14 protein-coding genes are annotated in these 26616 nt (G+C 74.6%); 8 read left to right on the top strand and 6 right to left on the bottom strand.

What is annotated here, in order from left to right; translation table 11 throughout:
- Positions 1 to 1172 precede the first annotated feature (1172 nt).
- The 3 genes from ABD437_RS27625 to ABD437_RS27615 are packed head-to-tail and all read right to left on the bottom strand — an operon-like array spanning position 1173 to position 3258.
- Positions 1173 to 1991, bottom strand: coding sequence for a CpaE/TadZ family protein (locus tag ABD437_RS27625; RefSeq protein WP_344651861.1), 819 nt, complete (start codon positions 1989 to 1991; stop codon positions 1173 to 1175).
- Positions 1991 to 2659 (bottom strand): SAF domain-containing protein, encoded by a 669-nt coding sequence (locus tag ABD437_RS27620; RefSeq protein WP_344651860.1) that lies wholly within the window; start codon positions 2657 to 2659, stop codon positions 1991 to 1993. The genes ABD437_RS27625 and ABD437_RS27620 overlap by 1 nt, the downstream gene beginning before the upstream one ends.
- Positions 2656 to 3258 carry an ATP/GTP-binding protein gene (locus tag ABD437_RS27615; RefSeq protein ID WP_344651859.1) on the bottom strand — a complete coding sequence of 201 codons (603 nt, stop codon included), beginning with the start codon at positions 3256 to 3258 and terminating at the stop codon, positions 2656 to 2658. The genes ABD437_RS27620 and ABD437_RS27615 overlap by 4 nt, the downstream gene beginning before the upstream one ends.
- A 440-nt stretch (positions 3259 to 3698) precedes the next feature.
- On the opposite strand from ABD437_RS27615, the gene ABD437_RS27610 reads away from it, so the two are divergent.
- Both ABD437_RS27610 and ABD437_RS27605 read left to right on the top strand, forming a co-directional pair.
- Positions 3699 to 5141 (top strand): glycosyl hydrolase family 28 protein, encoded by a 1443-nt coding sequence (locus ABD437_RS27610; protein WP_344651858.1) that lies wholly within the window; start codon positions 3699 to 3701, stop codon positions 5139 to 5141.
- 43 nt (positions 5142 to 5184) lie between these two features.
- The gene (locus tag ABD437_RS27605) at positions 5185 to 5511 is read left to right on the top strand and encodes a three-helix bundle dimerization domain-containing protein (protein ID WP_344651857.1); all 327 of its coding nucleotides are present in this window, start codon (positions 5185 to 5187) and stop codon (positions 5509 to 5511) included.
- A gap of 18 nt (positions 5512 to 5529) precedes the next feature.
- Here ABD437_RS27605 and ABD437_RS27600 read toward each other — a convergent pair whose 3' ends face one another.
- Positions 5530 to 10956: a protein kinase domain-containing protein gene (locus ABD437_RS27600; protein WP_344651856.1), complete on the bottom strand. Its 5427-nt coding sequence runs from the start codon at positions 10954 to 10956 to the stop codon at positions 5530 to 5532.
- Between the two features lie 168 nt (positions 10957 to 11124).
- On the opposite strand from ABD437_RS27600, the gene ABD437_RS27595 reads away from it, so the two are divergent.
- A complete protein-coding gene (locus tag ABD437_RS27595; protein WP_344651855.1) occupies positions 11125 to 11982 on the top strand; it encodes a 3-hydroxybutyryl-CoA dehydrogenase in 858 nt (285 codons plus the stop codon).
- Here ABD437_RS27595 and ABD437_RS27590 read toward each other — a convergent pair.
- Both ABD437_RS27590 and ABD437_RS27585 read right to left on the bottom strand, forming a co-directional pair.
- Positions 11970 to 12758 (bottom strand): SAM-dependent methyltransferase, encoded by a 789-nt coding sequence (locus ABD437_RS27590; protein WP_344651854.1) that lies wholly within the window; start codon positions 12756 to 12758, stop codon positions 11970 to 11972. The genes ABD437_RS27595 and ABD437_RS27590 overlap by 13 nt on opposite strands.
- Positions 12759 to 12771: 13 nt before the next feature.
- Positions 12772 to 13581 (bottom strand): helix-turn-helix transcriptional regulator, encoded by an 810-nt coding sequence (locus ABD437_RS27585; protein ID WP_344651853.1) that lies wholly within the window; start codon positions 13579 to 13581, stop codon positions 12772 to 12774.
- A gap of 233 nt (positions 13582 to 13814) precedes the next feature.
- Here ABD437_RS27585 and ABD437_RS27580 point away from each other — a divergent pair, with 233 nt between their 5' ends.
- Genes ABD437_RS27580 through ABD437_RS27560 form a run of 5 tightly spaced genes read left to right on the top strand, consistent with a single transcriptional unit; the run spans position 13815 to position 26610 of the window.
- Positions 13815 to 14666 (top strand): DUF4132 domain-containing protein, encoded by an 852-nt coding sequence (locus ABD437_RS27580; RefSeq protein WP_344651852.1) that lies wholly within the window; start codon positions 13815 to 13817, stop codon positions 14664 to 14666.
- Positions 14663 to 19615 (top strand): hypothetical protein, encoded by a 4953-nt coding sequence (locus tag ABD437_RS27575; RefSeq protein ID WP_344651851.1) that lies wholly within the window; start codon positions 14663 to 14665, stop codon positions 19613 to 19615. The genes ABD437_RS27580 and ABD437_RS27575 overlap by 4 nt, the downstream gene beginning before the upstream one ends.
- The gene (locus ABD437_RS27570; protein ID WP_344651850.1) at positions 19612 to 20745 is read left to right on the top strand and encodes an ATP-binding protein; all 1134 of its coding nucleotides are present in this window, start codon (positions 19612 to 19614) and stop codon (positions 20743 to 20745) included. The genes ABD437_RS27575 and ABD437_RS27570 overlap by 4 nt, the downstream gene beginning before the upstream one ends.
- Positions 20732 to 24274, top strand: coding sequence for a vWA domain-containing protein (locus ABD437_RS27565; protein WP_344651849.1), 3543 nt, complete (start codon positions 20732 to 20734; stop codon positions 24272 to 24274). Before ABD437_RS27570 ends, ABD437_RS27565 begins: the two co-directional genes overlap by 14 nt.
- On the top strand, positions 24271 to 26610 hold the full coding sequence (locus tag ABD437_RS27560; protein WP_344651848.1) for a hypothetical protein: 2340 nt from the start codon (positions 24271 to 24273) through the stop codon (positions 26608 to 26610). Before ABD437_RS27565 ends, ABD437_RS27560 begins: the two co-directional genes overlap by 4 nt.
- Positions 26611 to 26616: the final 6 nt, after the last annotated feature.

Below are 26616 nucleotides of genomic sequence, written 5' to 3'. Positions count from 1 at the left end.
GCTCGCCCGCCCCGCCCCCGAGCTCAGCCGCCCGCCCCGCGCCCCGAGCCGGCCCGGTTCCCGCCGGGCCACCGACGTGCGGTCCGCCCCGCCCGACCCCGTCACCCCGCGCCCCGTGCCCACTCGGGCCGGTCACCCCGGGCGCAGTTCCACGCGGCACGTCCCCGCCCGGCGCGGTCGCCCGCGGTGCTTCGCCGCGTAGTTGGTCACCGGTACGCGGAGCGGCGGCGCCGAACGGGTCTCCGTGTGGTGCGGGTGCGTCGGCTGGGGGCGGTGTGGTCAGTGGTTGCGTGTTGCCGGCTTCGAGCGCACCGCGCGGAGGAGGGTCGCGGTCGACGCGGAAGGCCTCGGACGGGCGGCGGGGCGTGGGAGGCAGCGCTGAGTGCAGCGCGCTCGAAGGCATACCCGCCGCGGACGGCCCCGACGGAGAGGGAGGCGGCGGCACCGAATACCCCGCGGCCACCGACCCCACCCGAGCAGCTCCGGCGTAGCCGGCCGGCCCCGCCCCTCCCCCCGACGACCCATCCGGCGGCACCCCACCCACCGACGATCCACCCGCGGACACCCCACCCGCGGACACCCCACCCACCGACGATCCACCCGCGGACAACCCACCCGCGGACAACCCGCCCGCAGACGGTCCGCCCAGAAGCGATCCGTCCCACGGCGGCCCACCCAACGGCGGCTCGCCGAGCTCCGCCCCACCGGCAACGAGTCCCCCCGAAACCGGGCGGTCCGCCGGGCGGTGCGGGACCGACTCGCCGAGCCCAGCCGCCCCGCGGAGCCCCGCAGAACCACCGGCGCCCCGAACGTCACCGGACCCGACGGCGTCCGAGCGGCCCGAACCACCGAACCCCGCCGCATCCGCGCCCGCCGGAAACACCGTAGTGCCGGGCGACACCCGCACCGGACCACCCGAAACCGGCCTGCCCTCCGCCCCCGGCGAACCCCCACCCTCCGGCGAACGCGAAACCCCACGCCCCGAGGGACCGAAAAACCCACCGTCCGGCGGCCCGAAAAACCCACCCTCCGGCGGCTGCGGAGACCCAGGCGCGGGCGGCCGCGGAAACTCCGTCGCCGACGGACGCGGAAACCCCGTCGCCGGCGGCGGAGCGTCGTACTCCTCGATCGGCACCGCCAGCGGATCCACCGGCGCGGCGCCCTCGTCGGCGTCAGCCACCGGTGCCCACCGCCCTCCGCACCGCCCGGCGCGGCACCTGCTCACGGTGGTCGGCGATCAACGCCCGTACCCGCCCCTCGGCCCCGGCCGCGGCACGCAGCAGCGGGCGGGACAGGCGCACGTCCCCTCCGAACCCGAGCACGTCAGCGGTCCGCCGGTCGTCCGGCAACGTCGCCACCACGGGCGCGCCGAGCTGCCCGGACACCTCCGACGCCGAGTACGGCCCGGCCCCGGTCAGCACCAGCCCGAGCGAGGACAGGCTGGCCGTCCGCTCGTTGAGCTGGGCGCGGATCGCCGACAGCGTCGGCACCGCCGCCGACACCGAGGGCAGCGTGGGACGCACGACGAGCAGCACCGCGTCGGCCGCCCAGAGCAGTGGCCACGGAGTGGCCGGCGCGGCCAACCGGCCACAGTCGACGATCACGTCGAACGGCGGGTCGCCGAACTCCAGCTGGGCGAAGAAGCCCGCGAACCGGTTCCACAGCGGCGCCAACGTGCCGGACTGCGCCGGGTCGGTCAGCCCGGCCAGCAGCAGACGCTGCCGCGCGGGCGGGGCGAGGTCGACGAGCTGGGCCCAGAATTCGCTCTCCAGCCGGTCGTTGGCCCCGGAGTGACGCAGATCGGCCACGGCCAGCGGCATCAGACCGCGGCCGCCTTCGATCTGTCCCTGCAGGTAGCCGGCGAGCACCGAGCCGCCGGAGGGGTCGCATTCGGCCAGTACCGTCCGCGCGGCCCAGGAGAACGTGAAGGCCAACCCGGCCGTCGTGACGCCCGGCGAGCCCTTCGCGGACGCGAGCGCGATGAGCGCCATCAGCGCGTCCCGGTGAGCACGACACCGAGCCGCTCGGATCCGGCCAGCTCGACCACCTCGGCCGCGTCGGCGGAGGACACCGCGACGTACACGACCGTGCGCTCCTGGTTCTCCCGCCGCGGCGAGGCCCCGACGACGGTCGCCGTGAACGTCTCCGCGGACGAGGACGACGACGAGGACGACGACGAGTTCGGCGCCGCCAACGCCACCAACCGCACCTTGTCCCCGGGGCGCAGCTGCGACGCCGGCATCTGTTCCGGCTTCAGCCCGATACCCACCTGCTGCTGGCCCGGCCCGACCAGTTCCTCGTCGGTGAGCTGGGCCGCGGTGAGCAGGGTGCCGGGGACCAGCGAGACCTTGGCCCGCTTGCCGACGACGGACCCCCGCTGGGACGCCGCCAGCGGGGTCAGCCCGGACGCGCTGTTGACCTGGACCACGGCGAGGTCGGCGTCGGTGATCGTCGCACCCGCCGCCACCGGTCGGGCCACGGCCAGGAAGTCGCCGGTGCGGGTGGCGGCGTAGAACGCGAACGCCGCCAGCAGCCCGCCGATCGCGACCAGGGCCACGGCGAGGCCGAGGTGCCCCGTGCGCACCCGCCGCTGGCCGACCACGCGGGGCGCCGGCACCGGCCCGGACGTGACCGGAGTCTGCGTCGCGGTGTGGCTCACTGCGTCACCACCTGTAGTTCGTCGATCCGGATCGTGGTCGTGGTCTCGCGGGTCTGCGGGATCTGGCCGGTCTGGCCGCCGCCGGTCCAGGTGACGACCCAGTCGGTCGTGCCGGTGACCGTGTACGTGCCGGCCCGCGCGTAGCGGTAGCCACAGTTCGGTGAGGCTTTGTTGCCGTACGACGCGAGGTAGGGCGTGCCCGGGTTGTCACAGACGACCTGTTTGCCGTCGCCCATGTTCCAGGTGATGCGGGTGGCCACCGCGGTAGCCGTCACGGTCAGGCCGGGTACGGCGGCGGTGGCGGTGAACGGGCCCCAGGTCTGCGGTGTCACCGCGGTCCAGAGCCAGACCGGCAGCCCCACCAGGCCGGAGCCGCCCGGGTCGGGGGCCACGCCGATCTGCGGGCCCTTGATCGGGATCGTCGCGAACTCGCGCAGCGCGACCTGCTGAGCGTTCTCGGCCTCGGCCGGCTGCCCTTCGGCGGGCGGGCAGAACGCGGGGTTGTTGCAGGCCCGCTCGACCGGGCCGCGCGGCCCGGGGTTCTCCGGAGCCGGCGGACGGGGCCGCGGACGTGTTCCTCCGGGCCGCTCGGCGCTCACCGAGCAGTCCTCACCGGGCGGGCAGGTGGCCCCGCCGGAGGGAGGAGGCTCGGCCGCCGCGGGTACACCGAAGGCCAAAGCCGCAACGAGCACGGCCAGAGCCAAACCCGCACGCATCGGAACGCCCCTCTCACCCCGGGTAAGTACGCCGCGTGACCCATAGCGCATCGTCACCACGGAAATACGGGGAGGATGGTTCAGCCCCGCCGATGACATTCTTGGCACCCGATCGCCGAAGTGCGCAGTAGACATACAGCGACTCAAACTGGACAGGCGACGGGCGGATACACCCTTCGGTGGATCAGGCTCCCCCGGCGAACACGACGCCGTTCGCATCTGGATACTCGGGCCCACCCGCGAGATGGGCGCTCCGGCCAGTCCTCGATGCCCGAACCGTCCACCGCCATCACCGCGCGTTCCGCCCCTCGTTCCCCAGAGGCATGAACTACTTACGACGCATCATCGTCGCGGTGGCTCTGCTGGCCGGCGCGATGGCCATCGGACCCCAGCCGGCGAGCGCCGCCACGGTCGTCACCTATCCCGCACCGGCGGGCGCACCGGGTACCGGCCAGTACTCGGTCTCGGTGGCGGGCCGGCCGTCCTTCGTCCACCCCACCGGCCTGGGCGCCTTCACGAACTTCTCGTTCGGCGGCGGGCCGGTCACCGTGACGGTCACGACCAGCAAGGATTCCCGGACGCCGGTGCTGCGCCCGCGGGACGCCGCGGTCGGGGTCACCCGGTTGGCGCCGCGGACGTTCCGGTTCACGATCCCGGTGGCCGGCTCCTACAGCTTCGAGATCGATCCGGACACCGACGGTTACCCGCCGCTGTTCCTGTTCGCGAACCCGCTGGAGTCCAACCCGCCGACCGGCGACACGGCCACCACGAAGTACGTCGGCCCCGGCTACTGGACCGTCGACTCGTCCGGGCAGATCGTCCCCGGCTCCACCGGGGTCGCCGGTACCTACTCGGTGGCGCCCGGAACCCGTCTCTACCTGGCCGGTGGCGCGATCCTGCGCGGCAAGATCCGGATCGGCTCGGACAGCGACGGCGGTGCCGGCGCCGACGGCACCGCGGTCACCGGCCGGGGCATCGTGGACTCCACCGCCGTCGTCGACCACGGCCGCCCGCTGCGGATCAACAACTCCACCGGGGTGACGATCGACGGCCCGATCTTCCTCGGCCAGAAGCACTGGGGCGTGGTGGCCCGCAAGTCCCAGCAGGTCACGCTGCGCAACATCAAGGTGATCAACTGGCGGGACGACGACGACACCGGCACGCCCGACGGCATCGACGTCGTCGCGTCCAGCAACGTCGAGGTCGACGGGGCGTTCGTGCGCAGCTACGACGACGGCATCGCGATCAAGAGCAGCATGTCCGACGACACCTGGACGGGCCCGACCAGCCAGGTCTACGTCCACGACTCGGTGGTCTTCAACGGGCGGGCCGGCAACGGCCTGGAGATCGGACGCGAGAGCGGCGCCTCGATCAGCGGCATCTTCTACGAGGACGTCGACATCATCCACAAGCTGGCGCGCAGCGACCCCTACGCCCGCGACGCGATCTCGATCTTCGTGCGCGACGACGGTGACGTGCGCGACGTCAACTACACCGACGTCCGCGTCGAGGAGTGCCAGGAGCGGTACCTGGGCTTCCAGGTGACCGGGACCGGGTCACTGACCGGGGTGGACGTCGACTACGTGACGTTCGCCGGTGCGCCCCAGGCACTACCGACGGTGATCACCGGCAACCCGAACGGCGTGCTCGACGACGTCGCCTTCCGTGGTTTGCGGTTCAACGGCGGGTCGACGCTGGTGACGCGGGCGTCCCAGCTGAACTACCTGACGAACCAGTACGCCACCCGGGTCACGTTCCGTCCGTGAAATGTTCACCGAATGGTCGCGCCGGGCGGGTACGCGCAGATCCATGACGACACCAACGCCGTTCGACGACACCGACCGCGTTCTCGACCGGATCACCGACCGGTTCGACGAGCGCTACGACGGGGAGGTCCCCCGGGAGAAGATCGAGCAGGAGGTCCACGAGACCTACGACGAACTGGCCGCCGACGCGAAGGTCGACACGATGCTGCCCGCGCTCACCGAGCACGAGGTCGGCGACCGGCTGGCCGAGGAGGTCGGCCGCCCGGCGCCGCTGGCCGACGACCCCGCCGAGGGCGGACCCCAGGTCCGTGCGGGCGCGTCGAACCCGGAGACGGAGACCGGTCTGGGTCGTCCGGTCGGTCCGACCTGAGACGGCACCGGCGGACGCTCAGGCCGAGTCCTGCGCGTCCGCCGGAAGCGTCCGGTTGCCGACCACCACCCGGTCGCGCCCGCCCCGCTTCGCCGCGTACAACGCCTCGTCCGCGGAGCCCAGCAACGCCGACAGGTCCGTCCCCGCCGCGCTGTACACGCCGACGCTCACCGTGATCGGGAGCGGCCCGGTGTCGGTCTCCACCGGCCGCTCACGCACCGCGGCGTGCAGCCCGCTCGCCACCCGGGCCGCCCGTTCCGCCGCCGCGCCGCCCAGCACCACCGCGAACTCCTCGCCGCCGTACCGGCCGAGCGCGGCCGCCGTTCCGGCCGGTCCGCTCTGCGCGAGCCCGGTGCCGAGCCAGCCGCCCGAGTCGAGCACCCGCTTGAGCCGCGCGGCGACCTCGGCGATCACCTGGTCGCCGACGCCGTGCCCGTACCCGTCGTTGACCTGCTTGAAGTGGTCGATGTCGACCATGATCGCGGCGGTGGGCCCGCCGGCCTCGACGATCGCACCGGCCTCCTCGTAGAAGTGGCGCCGGTTGGCCACGCCGGTCAGCCCGTCGAGCGTCGCGAGCCGCGTGACCTCCTGGAACAGCAGCGCGTTCTGGTACGCGGTCATGCCGTGCGTGGCCAGCGCCTCGGCCAGGCCGAGGTGGCTGTCGCGGAACGCGTCCTCGCCGTCCGCGGCCAGCAGCACGACGCCGATCCGGGCCGGTGGGTTCTCCGCGATCGTCAGCGGCACCACCAGCAGGCTCGACGGTCCGTCGATCGGCACGACGAGCGGGCTGTCGACGGTGAGCAGCAGCTTCAGCGTCGCCAGGTTGACCTGCTCGAACCCGGCCTCGCCGGAGAGCCGCAGCGTCCCGTCGGCGTCCCGCTCCACCAGCCAGGACACGTCGCCGGGGAGCATCGCCCGCAGTGCGTTGTGGATGCGCATCAGCACCATCGCCGGGTCCAGCGTCCCCGACACGCTCGTCATCGCGATCCGCAGCAGGTCAGCGGTCTTCTGCTCCTGCTGCACGGCGCGGACGCCGGCCGCGAGCTCGGCCGCCCTGGCCGTCTCCAGCGCCGCCGCCACGTGGGTGCAGATCGCGGTGAGGATGCCGGCGTCCTTGGGCCGGAACACCCCGGTCGCGACCCGGCTGTCCAGGTAGACGACGCCGAGCAGGTGGCCGTCGAGCTCCAGTGGGGCCACCACCACGCTGCGCAGCCCGTACTCGAGCACGCTGCCGGAACCCAGCGCCGCACCGTCCTCCGGGCCGGTGATCACGAGCTCGTGGCGGGTCATCCGCACCCGGTCGACGAGCGTCGTCGCGTACCCGCCCGGCTCGGGCAGGTCCTCCTTGCGTGCGTCGCGCCCCAGCCACAGCTCGAGCCGCCCGGTCTCGTCGTCCATCAGGAACAGCAGGCCCCGTTCGGCCCGCAGGATCTTGATCGACTCGTCCAGCCCGACCCGGGCCAGCCCCAGCAGGTCCAGCTCACCGGCGGCGGCCTTGCTGACCTGCTCCAGCGCGGCCAGCCGCTCGCGGTCGGCGGCCGAGCGCGAGATGTCCCAGTCGGGGTCGTAGGTGCCCACCGGGGACTCGCCGGCCAACTCGAACTCCAGCCGCACCCAGTCCGAGCGGTGCGGCCACCCGTGTTCGGTGGCCAGGTCGATCGCGTCGCGCGCCGCCCGCCGCGCCGCACCGGGATCGCCCAGCGCCATCAGCGCCCGCGCGCGCACCCGCGCCGCCTCGTACTCGGCCAGCGCCGACGAGGCCGCCCGGATCGGACCGGCCGCCGCCAGCGCGGCCTCCAGCGCGGCCGCCGGGTCGCCCTCCAGCCGGGTGAGCTCGGCCTTGGCCACGAGGGCGTGCGCCTGCAAACTGCGCCCGCGTGCGGCGGTGGCCAGGTCGGCCACGGCCCGCCGCGCCGCGTCGAGCTTCTCGTCCCGCATTCCGACGCCCTGCGCGTCGCCACCTTCGGCGCGGCGGCGGTGCCGGTCACGCCGACACTGCTCGAGCCGTCCGTAGGCCTGATAGACGTAGACCGTCCGCTGGATCGGCAGGAGCTCGTCGGGTTGGAGCCCCATCCGGGCGAACCCGGCCAGCGTGGCGTCGAAGCGTTCACCGACGTCGCCGGACTCCACCGCGACCTGGGTCTCGGTCATCACGGTGTTGACCCGCAGCCCGGACACGTCGCCCTCGCGCGCGGCGACCAGTTCGCGCAGCTGGGCGAGTTGCTCGTTGGCGTCGGTGAGCCGGCCGCACGCCGCGGTGACCGCCGCACCGACCAGCGCGAACGCGGGATCGTCCTCGTCGCTGAGCGTCAGGCGCTGGGCGCCGCCGCGGTACGCGGCCAGCGCGGTCACCACGTCGCCCCGGACCAGGCGCTGCCAGCAGAACACCGCGGTGCCGTTGAGGTAGAGGAACAGGTCGAGCCACTGGCCGCGTTCACCGAGCAGCGCGGCGGCCCGGTCGGGCGCGTTGTCGCCGATCAGGTACCGGGCGTCCTGCTCCTGCAGCGCGGTCTGCGCGGTCAGCTGCGGCTGGCCGAGCGCGTCGGCGGCCTGGTGGGCGCGGGCGAAGAGCCGACGCGCGATCCGGCGGCGGCCGGTGGCGGCGCTCGCCATCCCGAGCAGCCCGAACACCCCGACGTACTCCGGTGTGGGCCCGATCCGGGCGACCGGCAGCAGCGCCCGCAGCGCGTAGGTGGGCACCTGACGGGGACGCATGCCGAACTGGGCGCTGTTGGCCAGCCCGACCAGCGCCCTGGCGACCAGGCGGTACCGTTCGCGCTCCGGCCCGCTGGCGGTGCCGGGGCTGCGCCCCCGACGCATCCGGGTGACCGCGACGAGCGCCGACAGGCCGCTGGAGAGCGCGAGCGCGGTGCGGTTGCGCGGCAGCGGGTGGCCCAGCACCGACAGCGCCCAGCCGAACGCGTGGTCGGCCGCGGTCGGGTCCCACCGGCTCAGGTGCACCTGCCCGACGTCGATCAGCAGGCGGCCGCGGTCCAGCGGGTCGTCGGCCCGGTCGACGGCCGAACCGAGCCGGTCCAGCGCCTCGGCGTACCGGCCGCTCTGGTGCAGCGCGAGGCCGATCAGCTCGTCGAAGCGGTACGGGAGTGGCAGCCGGTAGGTGGTGGCGACCCGTTCGGCCTCGTCGGCGTAGCCCACCGCGTCGATCGGCGAGTAGTCGGCCAGCGCCTGCCTGGCGGCGTCGGCGCACGCCTGCACCACCGCGCCGGGGTTGCGCTCGACCTGGCCGTTCATCCGGTGGCGGGCCACCGAGTAGATCCGGCCGGGGTCGACCGGGCCGGCGTGGTCGCGCGGGGTGAGCAGTTCGGCCGCGGCCTGGTGCACCGCGCGCAGGTACGTCCGGTCGGCTCCGCGCAGCAGCGCGCGCCGGATGCCGGAGTGCACGAAGCCGTAGTCGCCGCCGCCGCGCCGCTCGACGACACGCAGCCGGCCGGCCTCGTCCAGCGTGACGCGCACGTCCTCGGCCGACGCTCCGCTGACCGCGCTGAGCATGGCCGGGTCGAACCGGACGCCGAGCGCGGCGGCCACGACCAGGATCGTGCGGACCGGCGCGCTGAGCTGCTCGAGGCGCCCGATCAGGAACGCGACGACGTCGGTGGGCAGACGGACGCTGGCCAGACCGTCCAGATCGACCATCCAGCGGCCCCAGGAGGGCCGGATCAGTCCGCCCTCGACCGCGGCCCGGAAGTACTGAAGTACCGCCAGCGGGTTGCCGTCCGCGGCGGTGGCGATGCGCTCGGCGAACTCCCGGCCCAGGTCCATCCGGCCGGACAGCCGCTCGACGAGCTCGGCGACGGCCGTGGGGTGCAGCGGACCGAGGAGGATCCGTTCGTCGACGAGGGTCTGCATCTCCGCCGACGCGATCAGGCTGGTCGCGTTGGCCACGCCGCGGGAGGTCGCCAGGACGAACACCGGGTTGCCCGCGCGCTCGGCCAGGATCTGGGCGAGCACCCGGGCGCTGGCGGAGTCCAGCACGTGGGCGTCCTCGACCCGGATGAGCAGCCCGCCGGCGCACCGGGCGAGCTCGCTGAGGAACGTCGCGACCGCGGCCGGGAACTGGTGCTGCCCGGATTCGTCGGCCGCCGGTTCGGGCAGCCGGAGCAGCCCGGTCAGCGCCGGGGACAGCGGCTGCAGGAGCGTCACCACCGGATCGGCCGCCGTGGCCAGCCAGTGGTGGACCTCCGCCCTGGCCCCGTCGGGTAATCGCTCGACGGTCCGGACGTACTGGTCGACCGCGGTGCGCAGCCCGGCGAGCGGCGCCGCGCCGTCGGTGGCCCTGGCGGTGAGGATCACCGGGCCCGGCCGGCCGTTGGCCCTGGCCCGCACCTCGACGACGAGCTGCTCGGCCAGCCGGGACTTGCCGATACCGGGCGCGCCTTCGAGCACGACCAGCGACGCGGTTCCGGCCGACGTGCGCCGCCAGTAGCCGAGCAGGGCGGCGAGCTCGCGTTCCCGGCCGACGAGCGGCAGCGGCGAGCGCGCGTCGATGCCGGCGGGCACCACGCCGGCCGGTGGCGGCACGGCGTCGGGCAGCAGGCGCCGCAGCTCGTCGGCGACGGCGAGGGCACCCGGGTAACGGTCGTCGGGGTCCTTGGCCAGGAGCCGGCCGAGCACCGAGAGGAACCCGACGGACAGGTCCGACCGGAACATCCGCGGGTCCGGCGGAGCCGTGGTGGCATGCAGGTGCATCAGCTCGCCGATGTCGGTGGCGAGGAACGGCGGCCGGCCGGTGACGCACTCGTAGAGCACGACGCCGAGCGAGTACAGGTCGGACCGGCCGTCGACCGGGCGGTGCAGCAGCCCGCACTGTTCCGGTGAGGTGTAGGTCAGCGTGCCGGCGATCGCCCCGGACGGGCGGATGCCCAGGCCCGGTGCGTCGCCGCCGGCCGCGGCCGGGCCGAAGTCGATGAGGCCGAAGTCGACGAGCATCGGGCGGCCGTCCGAGCGCACCATGATGTTGTGCGGCTTGACGTCCCGGTGGACCAGACCGACGCGGTGCGCGGCGGCGAGCGCGTCGGCCACCGCGGCGCCCAGTACCGCGGTGGACGCCTGGTCGAGCCACCCGCCGTGCAGCACCTCGGCCAGCGAGCGGCCCTCGACCAGCTCCATCACGAGGTAGGGGCGGCCGTCGACCTCGCCGACGGCGTGCACCCGGACGACCCCGGGGTGGTCGACGCAGGCCAGCACGGCGGCTTCGCGGCGGAACTTGTGCCGCGCCTCGTCGCCGACGCTCGCGGCCAGGCCGAGGACCTTGACGGCGTACTGCTGGATCGATTCGACGTCGGGCCCGTCGCGTCGCGCCCGGTAGACGACGGTGTCGTTGCCCCGACCTATTTCGCCGAGAAGGACAAGGCCGGGTATGCGCGGTGCGCCGTCGGACGCCCGCGAGCCCGTGGACCGGTCACCGATCACGTCGGGCACGCTCACGAACCCACCCATCGGCCCCACTCGTCGCCGTGCCGGTGCCGCAGGATCCCGATTCCGCAGCGGTGCGGCATCAGTAGCGGCGAGTTACGAGAGTACACGGCCCAACGAGTTGATGACGGTGTTACCGCATAGCCGTGGTAGGTCTTGAGACAACGGGAAGGAGCAGACATGAGCACGATCGAGCGGGTGGGCGTCGTCGGTGCCGGCCTGATGGGTTCGGGTATCGCGGAGGTTAGCGCACGTGCCGGCCTCGACGTCACGGTCGTGGAGGTCGACGCCGGGGCGCTGGATGCCGGACGGCGTCGAATCGGGCACTCGTTCGATCGAGGTGTCAAAGCGGGCAAGATTTCGGCCGCGGACCGCGACGCCGCGGTGGCGCGCATCCGCTTCACGACCACGCTCGACGACCTGGCCGACCGGGACCTCGTGGTCGAGGCCGTCGCCGAGGTCGAGGCGCTGAAGCTCGACGTCTTCGCCCAGCTGGACAAGATCGTCACCCGGCCGGACGCGATCTTCGCGTCCAACACCTCGTCGATCCCGATCATGAAGCTGGCGATGGCCACCGGCCGTCCGACGCAGGTCATCGGCGTGCACTTCTTCAACCCGGCGCCGGTGCTCAAACTGGTCGAGATCATCCCGTCGCTGCTGTCGTCGGACGAGACGCGGGCGCGGGTGGAGGAACTGGCCACCGACCGGCTCGGCAAGACCGTCGTGCGGTCCCAGGACCGGGCCGGGTTCGTGGTGAACGCGCTGCTGATCCCCTACCTCCTCTCGGCGATCCGGATGTTCGAGTCGGGTTTCGCGTCGGCCGACGACATCGACAACGGCATGGTGCTCGGCGCCAACCACCCGATGGGGCCGCTGCGGCTGATCGACCTGATCGGTCTGGACACCACCAAGTCGGTCGCCGAGTCGATGTACGAGGAGTTCAAGGAGCCGCTGTACTCCCCGCCGCCGCTGCTGCTGCGCATGGTCGACGCCGGCCTGCTGGGCAAGAAGTCCGGACGCGGCTTCTACTCGTACTGAACCTTCGCGACCGCACCGAAGATGGCGGACGGGTCGGGGGAGCCGTCGGCCCGCCAGTGGGAGACCGGGACGAGCCCGGGGTCGACCAGCGGGTGGCCGTGGAAGAACGCGGTCACCTGCCGGGAGTCCCGCAACGTGACCGGGGTGGCGGTGCGGGCGTAGACCGCGAGCCCGTCCGCCGACTCCGGGGGCGGCGCCTGGTCGACGACGACGTGCGACAGCGCGAGATGGCTGCCGGACACCAGCGGCGCCAGGTACTCGCCGAGGATCCGGCGGGGGTCGTCGGCGTCCGGCACGAAGTGCAGCACCGAGATCGCCAGCACCGCGATCGGCTCGGCCGGGTCCAGGAGCGTCGCCTGGCCGCGCACGGATCCGGGCTCGCGCAGGTCGGCGTGGACGATCTCGGCGTTGGGCTGGCCGGCCAGCAGGCGCCGGCTGGTCTCCACGGCGATCGGCTCGACGTCGACGTAGACCACGCGCGCGCCCGGATCACGCGCGTGGGCGATCTCGTGGACGTTGCCCGCGGTCGGGATGCCCGAGCCGAGGTCGAGGAACTGGCGTACGCCCTGGTCGAGCAGGTAGCCGATGACGCGACGCAGGAACGCCCGGTTCTCTCTGGCGTTGTCGCGGGCGTCGGGGGCGACCGAGAGCAGCCCCTCCGCGGCGGCTCGATCGGCCGCGAAGTTGTGGGAACCGCCGAGGAAGTAGTCGTACATCCGGGCCGCGTTCGGCTGCTCGGTGCCACCGAGAGCACGCGCCGCATCAGGAACGGACATGCGTCCCAGGCTCTCAGAGCAACCGTGCGATTCGCTGCCGATCGTCCGAAGTGGCGGGTATCTGGACCACGAGCAGCAGGTCGGGAAACTCCACCGGGCGCAGCCGGTAGAGGTCGAGCGTCAGCCGACCGGCGTCGGGGTGGTCGAGTTCGAGTGTCGTCGGCCGGTACTCGCGCACCAGGTAGTCCGGCCACCACTCGCGGAACTCCGGGCTCGCCGCGAGCAGAGCGTCGACGAGATCGGTGAACCGCGGATCCTCCGGGCGCTGCCCGACCGACGTGCGGAACTGACTGAGGAGCGCGCGCGCCGAGGGAACCCAGCACCGCTGGCGGGCCCGGTTGACCGGGTCGGTGAACATCATCCACACCGCGTTGCGCCGGTCCGGCGGCTGCGTCGCCGGGTCGTGGCGCACCCGGGCGTACGCCTCGTTCCAGACGACGTAGTCGTAATGCTGGTCGTAGACCACGGCCGGGTTCGGAGCCGCGTTGTCGACCAGGCGCTGCAACCGCGGAGCGGCGTCGCGGCCGGGCGTGGTCGTGCGTGGCGGCGCCAGCCCGGCCAGCGACCGCAGGTGGCGGTGCCGGTCGGGGTCGAGCTGCAGCGCACGGGCCAGCGCGTCGATGACCTGGCCGGACGCCACGATCGGACGGCCCTGTTCGAGCCACGTGTACCAGGTGCTGGAGACGCCGGAGAGCTCGGCGACCTCCTCCCGTCGCAGCCCCGGCGTGCGACGGCGTCCGCCGCCCTCCGGAAGCCCGACGTCGGCCGGCTGCAGCCGGGCCCGCTGGGCGCGCAGGAACGCGCCGAGTCCGCGTCGGTCCATCTCCCACCCCGTTGCCTAGCAGGATCGCCACCAGGCTGAGCGCCCTCGATCGGGCTACCGTCGCGGTCCAGGGTAGACAGAGGGCGCACCCTCGTCGGCCCGCCCGAGCGCCGGTTCCCCGGCCACCCGACGGGTCGGGGAACCGGCCTTTCTGGGATGTTGTCGCCCTCGCCGCAAGAACTGTCGGACCGCGTCGCTAGCCTCCAGCGCATTCCGAGTGGAGGGGTGACTGGATGGGCTGGTTAGCGGTCTCGGGCGGGTACGAGGTGACGCTCGACGGCGACACGCTCGTGTGCCGGAACGCGGCGGGCAAGACGCTGCGTTCGGTGCCGAAAGCGGTCCGGGAGGATCCGGTCACGGTCGGTCTCCGGCAGCTCACCGAGTGGCTGAAACGGCACGAAACCCAGTGCCGGGCCGACGTCGAGCGGTGGATGGTCCGCTCGCTCCCGGTTCCCGCCGCGCTGCTGGCCGAGGTCTGGGCCGACGACGTCTGGGCGGCCGCCGCACGCAACCTCGTCGTCACCACGCCCGACGGAGCCCAGGTGGGCTTCCTGCGCGACGCGAGCGAGAAGGGCGTCGGCATCGTCGACCTCGACGGCGACACCGTCCGCCTCGACGCCGACCAGTTGCTCATCCCCCACCCGGTCCTGCTCGACGACATCGACGACCTGCGCGAGTTCGCGGCCGATCTCGAGTTCACCCAATCGATCGACCAGCTGTTCCGTGAGGTCTGGGCCCGCCCGGCCGAGCTCGATCCGGCGGCCACCCGCATCTCCGCCTACGCCGGCGGCCGCTACGCGGAGCTGCGTCACCTCACGGCCAGGGCCGCGCAGGCCGGTTTCCGGGTCCGCGGCGGTTTCGCGGTCTGCCGTGTGTTCGAGAACGACGCGGTGGTCGAGGCGCGCTCGTGGGTCGGCGCCGACGATCCCTACTACGAGACCGAAACCGGCGACCTGATCTTCACCCGGCCCGACGGGGTCGCGCTGCCGCTCGGCGAGGTCGGCCCGGTCGCCTGGTCCGAAGGCCACCGGATGGCCGCCGCCCTGTACGCCGGCCGCGTCGTGGAGAAGGAGGAGGCGGCGTGAGCGTCGACGTCCAACTCGCCCGTTCGTACCAGCACCCGGTGCTCGACGGGCGCACCGTCGTCCGGCTCGTGCCGGCCACCCTGGCCGAGGCCGAAGACCTCTCGATGGAGTTCCTCGGGTTCTCCGCGCCGCTGCGCTCGGCCGAGGTGGGCACGGTCGCGCGCCAGGCGCTCGGCTTCCCGGCCTGGGCGCTGGTCAACGACCCCGCCAACGGGCACCACGCGCTCGCGCTGGTGAAGGAGATCGAGCGGCTCGCGCGCATCGCGAAGTCACGCGTCGGCCCGGCGAAGGAAGGCTTCGACGAACTGGGGCGCCGTCTCGGTGCCGCCGTTCCGCACTTCCTGCCGACGTACTACGAGGAGGCCGGGCGGGCGTTCATCGCGGCCGACAGCCCGAGCTACGGCGCGATGATGTTCGGCAAGGCCAGGGAGGCCGAGCAGACGTACGCGCTGGCCGTCGACGACGAGCGCGAACACGCCGTGTTCCTGGAGTTCGCGCTGGCCGGCGCGCTCACCGTCAAAGCGCTCACGACGCACGCGCGGGCACTGGCGGTACGCAGCGAGCCGGCCGAGGCCTACTCGCGGTTCCGGCGTCTGTGCGTGGAGCGCACGCTCGGTGGCCTGGCCCCGTACGCCGGCATGGCCGCCGATCTGCGTCGCCTCGCGAAGGCCGCCGGTATCGACCAGGCCGAGGCCGACGCCGACGTGCTGCGTGAACTCCTCTCGGCGCCGACGCTGCAGAAGGCTCCGGAGCCGTTCTGGAAGGCCTACCGCGCGGCGCTGGTGCGGCTCGCGGCCGACGAGCCGGCGGTCCGCGGCCGGCTCCTCACGTTCTTCCCCGAGCACATGGGCATGACGGAGTGGCTGGAGACGCTGGCGGCGGCCGGCGCCACCGAGGCGCTGACCGAACCGGCCGGCACCGTCGATCCGGCCGCCGAGCCCACCGACGGCGTCGCCGGCTGGTTCGAGCGCGCCGCCAAGCACCGCGATTCGCGCTACTGGCGGGCGTCCCGGCGCTCCGCCGCGCTCTACGCGCTGCTGGAGCGGGCCGCGCCGCGGCTGGCGGCCGACGGAGTCGCGCTGCGCATCGAGCTCGACTGGCAGTCCGATCTGGACCTCTACGACACGGCGCTGGCGCTGGGCCTGCCGGTGGCCGACCCGAGCGACGGGTTCCAGGTCAACGTCGACCAGTGGCTCGAGGACGACCGGGACGGTCGCCGCGACCTCGCCGCGTTCGCCGCCGACCCGCGGTTCCTGCCCTCGCTGGTCCAGGCCGTGGAGAGCGCGCTGCCCCGGCGGCCCTCCCCGGCGCGGGTCGAGAAGGTGCTCGCCGCGGCGGGGCTGCGCGTCGCGGTCGCCCACTTCCTCGACGATCTCGCCGAGCAGATCGTGCACCAGGGCCTGCCGACGCTGGAGGCTCAGCTCCAGCGGCTCGACAAGGTGGTGGACGCCCGGCTGCTCGCGCTCAACCCGGCCGCCGCCGAACGCATCCGGGCGCACGATCTGGCGCCGGTGCTCGGCCGCACGCTCCGGTCGGGCCTCGTCGACGAGTACGGGTGGCCCGCGCTGGAGGAGTACGTCGCCTCCTCGGTGCCGGCACCGCGCTCCGACGACGAGGAGCACCAGGTCGTGCAGGTCGTCCAGTGGCCGCACCTGGTCCTGCGGCACGGTCTGCAGGCCGCGGTGCTCGACGGTTCCGGTGTGGTGCTCGAACACCACCTGCGCATCCCGGCCGACGAGCGCAGCTACCTGTGGCTGACGGCGTTCCGCTACGTCGACGGCCAGTTGCTGGTCTCCTGGGACACCGGGCCGAACCGCTCGGCGTACTGGAGCGGCACCCCGTCGGACGTGCTGACCGGGCTGCCGTTCGAGGCCTGGTACCAGCACGATCAGTCGCTGCCGCTGCCCGATGGGGGCCGCACCAGCGGCGGCCGGCCGTTGCGCGCCGGTGACCGGTCCCAGCACCGGTACGACCGGGTCTTCAGCGACGGCGTGTCCTACTGGGCCGTCGATGACGAAACGCTCGTCGAGTACGACCCGGCCACCGGTGAGCGTGGCCGCGCGTCGATGCCGGCGTTCTTCGAGGCCGGCGCGGTCGACGGCGAGCGGATCGAGGTGGCGAGGAGCGTGCTGCGGCCGTTCCCGGGCGCCTCGCCGTTCGGGCAGGCGGACGGGCTGGTCGGCTGGCGGCTGCGCACCGCGGCCGACGGTGCGTCGGTCGGCACCGGTATCGACGGGCGCACGGTCCGGCTGCCCGCAGGCGACGAGGGCACGCTGGTCAACGCGATCCGGTTCCCGGGTTCCGACGCGGTCTACGGCCTCGTCCAGCGGGAACAGTGGCGGGAGAACACGCTGACGATCGTCAGCGAGGACGGGTTCGTGGTGTCGCGGGTGGGCATCGGCGCGCGGCGCGACACGTTCGCCGCCGGTACTCCGCTGGTGCCGCGGGCCGGCGGCTGGTACCACCTGCGTCCGCGTGATCCCGCCGGGTCGGCGGCGCTGCGTGCGGTCACCGACGAGCAGGCCGCGACGCTGCTCGCGGCCGCGTCCCGTGACCACGCCGCGGCCGCTGCCGCCGAGGACGCCGCCGCAACGGTCGCCGCGCGCCGCGCGGTGGCCATGAGTGCGGTCGCCCCGGGGATCGCTACCAGCGCCGTCGCTTCGGGCGCCGTCGCTACCAGCGCCGTCGCTTCGGGCGCCGTCGCTACCGGCGCGGGCGCTACCGGCGCGGTCGCTACCGGCGCGGTCGCTACCGGCGCGGGCGCTTCGGGCGCGGTCGCTTCGGGCGCGGGCGCGGTGGGGGGTGAGGATGGTGCGGCGGGGGCCGACGGGGCGGCGCTTCCGGCGGCGGTGGCCGCGGTGTTGCCGGAGGTCACCCATCCGGAGTTGATCGCCGGGCTGGTCGGCGTCGTCGCCAAGGCCGCCGAGCGGGCCGCGCTGCTGGCCGAGATGAGCGCGGGCCTCGCGGCGGTCGCGGCCCCGACCGCGGCCCCGGTCGCACCGGAACGCCTGGCCGGGCCCCCGGACGGGCCCCTCATGGACGGGCTGACGCTGCTGATCCCGCGGTGCTACGACCGCGGCGGCGAAGCCACGCGCCTTCTCACCACGGTGGCCCGCGCCCTGGTCGACGGCGTCGAACCCCCACCGGGCAGCCTCGACGGCGACCACGACTGGTTCCACGCCCTGCGGGTGTTCCCGGCCGCGCTCTACCGGTCGGTCTCCCCGCTGTACCGGTCGCTCACGCTGTCGGTCGCGCGCGCCGAACGCGACGCGCTGCTGGACTTCGCCGAGCTGATCGCCGACAGCGGTCTGCTGGCCCCCGGCAGCGCGCTGCGCCGCATCCACGGCGCGTCCGACACCGCACCGTCCCCCCAGCGGCTGCAGAAGGTCGGCAACGGCTTCGTCCTGCGCCTCAACGACGACGAGGAGCACGGCAACCCTCCGGTGTGGACCTTGGACCTGCTGGAGTTCCAGCCCGACGGCGAGTTCGGAACGATCCCGGGGCTCACCGACCCGTTCTGGTTCCCGCTGCTGGCCGGCTTCGACGAGGAACTCGTACGGTCCTTCGTCGCGACGGCTCGGGAGCGTGGCCCGATCGAGTGGCGTCCGGAGCTGGTCGACCGGCTGTCACAGGCCGCCGGCCTCGCGCGGTCCGAGGCGCTGCTACTGCTCTACGGCCTGATCAAACCCGGCGTCCCGGTGCGCGACGCCGCCACCGAGATCGGCGTCCCGCCGGCCGCGCTCGACGTGGTCGACGACAGCTGGGAGCACGGCCGCGAGCACCGCGCGGCGCTGGTGGGCGCGCTGCTGCCCACCGATCCCCGGCGGATCTTCGACGACGGCCCGGACTTCGCCGGGGTCGCCGACTGGTTCCGGGTGCAGGGTCGCCGCGCGCCGATCGCCGACTCCGTGCTCGTCGCCGCCCACCAGGCGAGGCTGTCCTGGCGGCCGCGTGCGCTGACGATGCTCAACGCGATCCGGTCGGCGGAGTCCTGCCCCTGGCTGGCGCCGACGCCACGCGACGCGTCCGGACAGATCGACCGCACCGCACCGGCCGTGCGCGGCCCCGACCCGGACGACATCGTCCCGGCGCTGGCGTCGTACCTGCCCTGGCTGGCCTATCACCTGCCGGCCGACGACGACTTCCGGCAAGCGCTCCCGGTGGCGCTGCGGACGTACCGCGCCCGGCTCGGCGAACCCGAGTACGAGGTGGCGCTGCAGTACCTCGACGAGGAGCAGTGGGCGGCGCTGGCCCACCACCTCGGCGCGACACCGGTCGACCGGACCACTCCGACCGAGGACCGGGTCGAGCTGGGGCCGTTCGTGACGCCCGACCTGGCCGACGGGCGGCGGGTCCGGGTGCGTCCGGGGATGCTGTCCGGGCCGGACGATCCGGCACTGCGTGCGTTCGAGGCGGTGGAGAGCGAGCTGGCCGAGATCCGCGCGCTCCGCGTCCTGCTGTCCGACTGGCTTCCCCGCCTGCTGGAGGGCGCGGCGGCGGTCGATCCGGCGGCCGGTGCGCCGCAGGTCCCGCCGGCCGAGCTGGTCACCGAGGCCGCGTCGGTCCTCTCGCTCAGTGAGGACGCGGCCACCGTCTACCTCCAGCTGCTGGCGCTGCCCGACCCCACGGACAAGAACGTCGCCCGGTGGACCGGATGGAAGCCGGCCCGGTTGAAGAAGGCCAGGGCCGAGCTGGCGGCCACACCGCTGGTCACCGAAGCCAAGCGGGCGCGGGCCGGCCGCACGCTGTTCCTGCCCGGCGGGTGGTTGGCCCTGAAGGCGCCGCGGCTACCGGTCGAGACGTGGAAACTGCCGCTCCACAGCGACCCCGACCGCGGCGCCCTCGTGCCGCTGACGCCGATCCCCGAGCTGTTCGCCGCCGCGTGGGCACGGGTCCGCCGCGGCGACGAGCCACGCTTCGACGAACTACGCACCGGAAGGCGCCGATGAGCATCGACACCGTCCCCACCCGCCAGGTCGACCCGGCCGAGGCCACGTACGCCGGGGAGCTCGAGTTCCTGGCCCGGTTCGACACCGGCCCCCGGCCGCCGGGCTGGCGGCTCACGCCCCGCGCGGTCGTGACGTTCGTGCTGGGCAGCGACGGCCAGGAGCTCCGGGCAGGCGCCGAGCGGCTCGTCGTCAGCCCGAAGTTCGTCGGTGACCGGGCGCTGGTGGAGCGGTGCGTCGTGACGCTGGCCGGTGAGCGCGGCCTGCTGCTCGTCGGCGAGCCGGGCACCGCGAAGTCGATGCTCTCCGAACTGCTCGCCGCGGCGGTGAGCGGTACCAGCGAGCTGGTCGTCCAGGGCACGGCAGGCACCACCGAGGACCACTTCCGGTACGGCTGGAACTACGCGTTGCTGCTGGCCACCGGGCCGTCGCCGGACGCGCTGGTGCCCTCGCCGGTGCTCTCGGCGATGCGAACCGGTGCGGTCGGGCGGGTGGAGGAGCTCACCCGGTGTTTGCCCGAGGTGCAGGACGCGCTGGTCTCGATCCTCTCCGACCGGCGGATCGCGGTGCCGGAGCTGACCGGCACCCCGTACGCCACCGCGGCGGCCGCGCCCGGTTTCACGATCATCGCCACCGCGAACATCCGCGACCGGGGCGTCTCGGAGATGTCGGCCGCGCTCAAACGGCGATTCAACGTGGAGACGGTCGGTCCGATCCCGACGCTCGCGGACGAGATCGCGCTGGTGAAGAGCCGGGCGACGACGTCGGTCGCGCGGTCGGGTGCCGCGTTCGGCGTCGACGACGCGGTGCTGGAAGCGTTGGTGACCGCCTTCCGGGACCTGCGTACCGGCGAGTCGGTGGAGGGCTGGGAGGTGCAGCGCCCCTCCACGGTGATGAGCACCGCCGAGGCGGTGGCGGTGGCGACGTCGCTGGCTCTCGCGGCGGCGTACTTCCCGGGCGACCGGGACGTGCTCTCGCTCCTGCCGGGCCATCTGCGTGGCGTGGCCGCGAAGGACGACCCGGCCGACGCCGCCACGCTGCTCGGCTACTGGGACGGTGCCGTCCGCCGCCGGGCGGAGGACGGCTCGCGGTTGTGGCGTCAGCTCTGGGAACTACGCCATGCCGTCGGCTGACGGGGCCGATCCGGCGGTCGTCGTCGAGGAACTCGCCGGTCGGGAGGTGCCGTTCCTGATCGGGGTGCGGCACCACTCGCCGGCGCTGGCCGCGGTGGTGCCGGCGCTGCTCGACGCGGCGCGGCCGGACGTCGTGCTGGTGGAGCTGCCGGCCGAGTTCGCCCCGTGGCTGCCGTGGCTGGCCGATCCGGCGACGGTCGCGCCGGTCGCGCTGGCCGGGAGCGACGGCGCGGACGGCACGCTGGCCTTCTACCCGTTCGCTGACTTCTCCCCGGAGTTGGCCGCGATCCGCTGGGCCGCCGAGCACGGGGTCCCGGTGATCCCGTGCGACCTGCCGCTGTCCGACCGGGCCTGGAGCCGCCGCGGAGCCGAGCCGGGCGCTGCCGAGCCGGGCGCTCCGGGGCCGGGCGCTCTGGGGCCGGGCGGGGCTGAGGTGGGTGTGGGCCTGGGTGGGGCGTGGCCGTCGATGGCGGAGGCGCTGCGGGCGGGGAACACCGGGCGGGTCGACGACGACCTGTGGGACCGGGCCGTCGAGGCCAGGGCCCCGGGCTCCACCCCCGAGGCGGTGCGCCGCGCCGCCCTGCTGGTGGGCTGGGCCCTCCGCACCGACGCCCTCCGCGACGGCGGCATCGACCCGGTCGACCTCCGGCGCGAAGCCTGCATGCGCCAGAACGTCGCCGACGCCGTGGCGTCCGCCCGCGCCGACGGCCGCGAGGGCCGGATAGCGGCGGTGATCGGCGCCTTCCACGCCCCCGCCCTGACGGATCTCCCCGCCGCCGGAATCCCGAGCCCGTCGCGCACGAGCGAGATCGTCACGTCGCTCGTGCCGTACACGTTCGCGCTGCTCGACGAGCGCTCCGGCTACCCGGCCGGCATCCGCGACCCGCAGTGGCAACAGAGCGTCCTCACCGCGGGCGGCGACGCCGAAGCGATCCGGGACGCCGCGGTCGCCGCCCTGGTGGGCATCACCGCGCGGATCCGGGCCGCCGGGCACCCCGCCGGCCCGGGCGAGGCCGGGGAAGCCGTGCGCCTGGCCGCCGGGCTGGCCGACCTCCGCGGCCTCCCCGCCCCCGGCCGCGGCGAACTCGTCGAGGCCGTGCAGAGCGTCCTGGCCCAGGGTGAACTCCTCGGCCGGGGGCGCGTCGTCGCCACCGCGATGGAGCACGTCCTGGTCGGCGACCGACGGGGTCGCGTCGCGCCCGCCGCTCCCCGCTCCGGTCTGCGTACCGCCGTCGAACGCGACCTCGCCGCGCTCCGCCTCCCGGGCGCCGGCGAGACCGGCCGCGACGTCCGGCTGGACCCGCTGCGCTCCGATCTGGACCGCCGCCGCGAGGTGACCCTGCGGCGCCTCGACGTCTGCCGCGTGCCGTACGCGTCGGAGACCGAGGTCACCGGCGTCGGCGGCGGCGACGGCCTCACCACCCGCTGGCAGGTCGGCTGGACCCCCTCCACCGAGGCCGCCCTGGACGTCGCCGGCATCCAGGGCGTGACGCTGGCCCAGGCCGCCGAAGGTGCGCTCCGCCTCCGTCAGCGCCGTCACGTCGACGCCGGCGGTCCCACCGCGGGTGAAGCGGTCGCGCTGCTCGCGTCCGCGGCCGAATGCGGGCTGGTCCGCGCGGCGGCGGAGCACCTCACCGTGCTCGCCGCGATCGCACCGGCGGCCGGCACGCTGCCGGAGCTGCTCAGCGCGCTGGCGGCACTCGACCGGATGCGGCTGGGGCACGTTCCCGGGTTGCCCGCCGCCGCACTGCCGCAGCTCGGTGACGTCACCGCGGTGGCCGCCGACATCGAGGCCGCCGCCGTCCGGCAGCTCGACGGTCTGGCCGGCTCCACCGACGTGGCGGACGCCCACGCGCTGGCCGCCCTGGCCCAGCGCAACGACTTCGGGCTCCGGCTCGTCGACGCGCTGAAGCGGCTCTCCGCCGACGGTGCGCCGCTGATCGCGGCCGCGGCGGGCGCCACCCAGGTGCTGCTCGGCGTCGAGCCGCCCGAGTGGCTCGGCCGGCGGGTGGCGTCCTGGTTGGACGGCGCCACCGACCCGGGCCGGCGGCGCGCGCTCCAGGGGCGGCTCACCGGCCTGCTGGCGGCGTCCGGCCCCTTGCTGGAGACCGGCGGCGCGGTGTTCGAGGGTCTTTTCGACCGTGTCGAGTCGTTCGCCGATCAGGAGTTCCTGGTCCGTCTCCCGGCGCTGCGTGGCGGCTTCGCGGTGCTCAGCCCGGCCGCGCGCGACCGTCTCCTCACCACCGTCGCCGACCGGCTCGGCGATCCCCACGCCGACGTCGGTGCCGTCGCCGACCCCCAGGCGCTCCTGCACCACCTCCTGGCCGACCGGTCCGCCCGGGAGGCCCTGCTCCGGCTGGGCCTGCCGGTGCCCACCGCTCCCACGCCCGGCACCACGGTTCCGGCCACGGCGGCGCCGGCCCGCCCGGCGGGCGAGCTCGCGACCGTCGACCGGTGGCGGTTGATCCTCGGACGGCCCGGCGTTCAGGGCGCGCAGGGCCGGCGGTACGCCGCCGCGCTCGACGAGCTGTACGGCGCCGGTCGCGGCGAAGGCGCCCAGGCCGACGCCGACGCCCGCGCCGGCCGGGGCGCGTCCTACCCCACCGTGCGGGAGTGGTCGGAGGAGCTCGCCGCGCTGTTCGGGCCCGGCGTCCGCGAGGAGGTACTCGGCCGGGCCGTGGAGGCCGGGCGCACCGACGCGGCGCTCGAACTCGACCCGGCCTCGGCCCGGCCGTCGGTCGAGCTGCTGCAGACCGTGCTCTCGCTGGTCGGCGGGGTACCCGAAGCCACGCTCGCCCAGCTGCGGCCGTTGGTGGCCCGGCTGGTGGCCGAGCTCACCGCGCAGCTCGCCACCCGCATTCGCCCCGCCCTCACCGGGCTGGCGTCGCCGCGGCCCACCTACCGCCCGGGCGGCCCGCTCGACCTGGCGCGGACGCTCCGCGCCAACCTCGCGACCACGCATCGCTCCGCCGACGGTCGCGTCACGCTCGTCCCGGAACGTCCGGTGTTCCGCACCCGCGCGCGACGCAGCGTCGACTGGCGTCTGGTGCTCGTCGTCGACGTGTCCGGGTCGATGGAGGCCTCGGTGGTGTGGTCGGCGCTGACCGCGTCGGTGCTCGCCGGTGTGCCCGCGCTGACCACGCATTTCGTGGCGTTCTCCACCGAGGTCATCGACCTGTCCGACCGGGTCGACGACCCGCTCGGCCTGCTGCTCGAAGTCCGGGTCGGCGGCGGCACGCACATCGCGGCCGGGCTGCGTCACGCCCGGTCGCTGGTCACGGTTCCGAGCCGCACGCTGGTCGCGGTCGTGAGCGACTTCGAGGAGGGGTACGGCGTGGGAGGTCTGCTGGCCGAGGTGCGTGCGCTCGCCGAGTCGGGGTGCACGTTGCTCGGCTGCGCCAGCCTGGACGACGCCGGCAAGCCGCGGTACTCGGTGCCGATCGCGCAGCGGCTGGTCGCGGCGGGCATGCCGGTGGCCGCGCTGAGCCCGTTGGAGCTCGCGCGCTGGGTCGGGGAGCACGTGCGATGAGCGCGCTGTTGCCGCCGGTCGACGGCGTGGTTCTGGCCGACGCGGTCGACGCGCTGCCCGGGCGGCTCCGGAAGCGGCTCGACGGGGCGGTGGCGAAGGTAGCGTCCTACGAGATCAGCGTCGACGGCCCGGAGTGGACGGTGCGGATCGACGACTCGACCGTGGTGACGCTCCGCACGGTTGATGGTGCCGTGCGCACGTCCGACGACGCCCGCTGCACGTGTCTGCTGGCCCCGGCCTGCCTGCACCGAGCCGCCACCCTGGCCGCCGCCCCCACCGCCGAGGCGGCCGACGAGGCCGCGAGCGACCCGCCGACGGCCGAGGCAGTCGCGGCCCGGCCGGACGCGGCGGCCGCGGGTCCGGTCCGGCCCGCCGCCGGGGCTGACCCGGACGGCACCGGCGCTGCCCCGGCCGACCTCGACGGGGCTGCTGCCGCTGGGCCCGCCCCGGTCCCGACCGGCGCCGCCGACCCGACGAAGAAAGGCGCCACCGCAGCCCGCCCGGAGCGGGACGGCGGGGTTGATCCGGCGCGGCCGGCGGCGGGGCGGGCCGGTGTTGCCAGGTCGGCCCGGCCCGCTGCGGCTGCGGCTGCGCGTGATGCGGCGGAGAGCGGTCGGGCGGAGAGCGGTCGGGCGCTGAACGCGGCGCAGGTCGTGGCGGTGGACGGGGTGTGGAGCGCGGCGGGGGCGGTGCTCGCGGCCGGTGTCACGGGTAGCGGTGCCGTGCTGCGAGCGGCACTGCTCCGCGCGGCGCACGAGGCCCGCGCTCACGGGCTCCACCACCTGGCCGCCGGGGCACGTCAGGTGGCCGCGCACCTGCACGACGCCCGCACCGCCGCACCGCAGTACCGCCTGGCGACCCTCGCCGACGACCTCCGCGAACTGCTGCTCCTGGCCCACCGTCTGCGTGGCCCGGCGATCCCCGCCGAGGACGTCCCCTCGCTGCTGGGCACCGCCCGCCGCGAGTACACGCCCCGGGGCAGCCTGCGGCTCCACGGACTCTGCACGGTGCCGGTTCTGGCCCGCTCCGGCCACGCCGGAACCGCCACCTACGCCGCCGACCGCGACGGCGTCCTCTGGCTGGTGGCCGACATCTACCCCGGCGACGCCCAGCGCGCCGCGACCACCGTGGACGCCGCGATCCCGGTGGGCGAGGGCGCGCTCAGTCACCGGCAGCTCGCCCGGACCGGTCTGCTGGTCACCGGCGCCACCGCCAGTGCGTCCCGGCAACTGGGCGCCGGACGGGGCGTGCGCGCGGTGCGAGCCGGCGGGGTCTCCTGGACGGAGGGTCCGCTCGCCGCGCTCTGGGACACTCCGGTCGAGTCGCAGCTGGACCGGGCCTTCGCCGCCCTGCGACTACCCGTGCAGGACCGCCCCACCGGCGACGACCTGCTGTTCCTCCGGGTCGAACCGATCGCACCCGGTGATGGCGGCGTGGTGGCACTGACCGCCGACGACCGCGTGGTCACGCTCGTAGCGGCCCTCGACCACCCGGCCCTGGCCTACCGCGACAACCTGCGCGTATTAGCCGCCGCCGCAGGCGTCCCCCTCCTCCTGATCGGCCGCCCCGACCCCGCCCACCCCGGCCACGTCCAAGCCCTCGCCCTAGCTCCCGCCCCATCCCCGGCCGAAGCTCACCCTGCGACCCCGGCCAAAGCTCACCCTGCGACCCCGACCGAAGCTCACCCTGCGACCCCGACCGACGCCACCACCCCGGCCCCACCCCAAGCCCGGACCGACGCCACACCCCCGGCCGACCCCACCACCCCGACCCCAGACCCGACGCAGGTGCCGGACGGCTCGCGAACCAGCCACGCGCCCCACACCACGCAAGTCACCGACGAGCCCGTGTCCCCCGCGCTTCGACTGCCGGCGGACTGGGGTGGCCACGCCGACCTCGGCTACGACCGCCTCCACCCCAGCATGATCACCGCCAACCGCAGCGCTCCGCCGCCCGACGAGACCTCCGCCGCCGCGCCACCACCGACCGGCACCACCACCGAGCCGCCACCGGCCCGCGTCGACCCGGCGCTGGAGCTCCTGCGGCGCCACCTCGACCGCGCCGTCGACGGGGGGCGTGCCGTCCACGCGTTGGCCCGGTCCGACCAGCACGTGTTGCGCCGTGCCCGGTGGGACACCGGCGCGGATCTGCTCGCCGCACTGGAAGCCGCCGCCCGCCCGGGTACCCGTGACGTCTTCGGCCGCCTCGCCGACGACGACGGCCGGCGCTTCGTCCTGGCCTGGCTGGCGGCCGCCGTCTACGAACAGACGGCGGCCTGGACCCTCAGCCGAGCAGCGTGGTCGCCCGACCCCGACGCCTGGGAAGCCCCGAAGTGAACCCCG

Origin of the sequence: Cryptosporangium japonicum (genome assembly GCF_039524755.1) — a bacterium.
Taxonomy (GTDB): Bacteria; Actinomycetota; Actinomycetes; order Mycobacteriales; family Cryptosporangiaceae; genus Cryptosporangium; species Cryptosporangium japonicum.
Note: the sequence above shows the minus strand (reverse complement) of the source record. Positions and strands in the feature narration are given on the sequence as shown.

Excerpts from the sequence above, each read along its gene's own strand:
- ABD437_RS27625 (WP_344651861.1), bottom strand. The coding sequence starts at position 1,991 with ATGGCGCTCATCGCGCTCGCGTCCGCGAAGGGCTCGCCGGGCGTCACG.
- ABD437_RS27610 (WP_344651858.1), top strand. The coding sequence starts at position 3,699 with ATGAACTACTTACGACGCATCATCGTCGCGGTGGCTCTGCTGGCCGGC.
- ABD437_RS27605 (WP_344651857.1), top strand. The coding sequence starts at position 5,185 with ATGACGACACCAACGCCGTTCGACGACACCGACCGCGTTCTCGACCGG.
- ABD437_RS27595 (WP_344651855.1), top strand. The coding sequence starts at position 11,125 with ATGAGCACGATCGAGCGGGTGGGCGTCGTCGGTGCCGGCCTGATGGGT.
- ABD437_RS27590 (WP_344651854.1), bottom strand. The coding sequence starts at position 12,758 with ATGTCCGTTCCTGATGCGGCGCGTGCTCTCGGTGGCACCGAGCAGCCG.
- ABD437_RS27585 (WP_344651853.1), bottom strand. The coding sequence starts at position 13,581 with ATGGACCGACGCGGACTCGGCGCGTTCCTGCGCGCCCAGCGGGCCCGG.
- ABD437_RS27580 (WP_344651852.1), top strand. The coding sequence starts at position 13,815 with ATGGGCTGGTTAGCGGTCTCGGGCGGGTACGAGGTGACGCTCGACGGC.
- ABD437_RS27570 (WP_344651850.1), top strand. The coding sequence starts at position 19,612 with ATGAGCATCGACACCGTCCCCACCCGCCAGGTCGACCCGGCCGAGGCC.
- ABD437_RS27565 (WP_344651849.1), top strand. The coding sequence starts at position 20,732 with ATGCCGTCGGCTGACGGGGCCGATCCGGCGGTCGTCGTCGAGGAACTC.
- ABD437_RS27560 (WP_344651848.1), top strand. The coding sequence starts at position 24,271 with ATGAGCGCGCTGTTGCCGCCGGTCGACGGCGTGGTTCTGGCCGACGCG.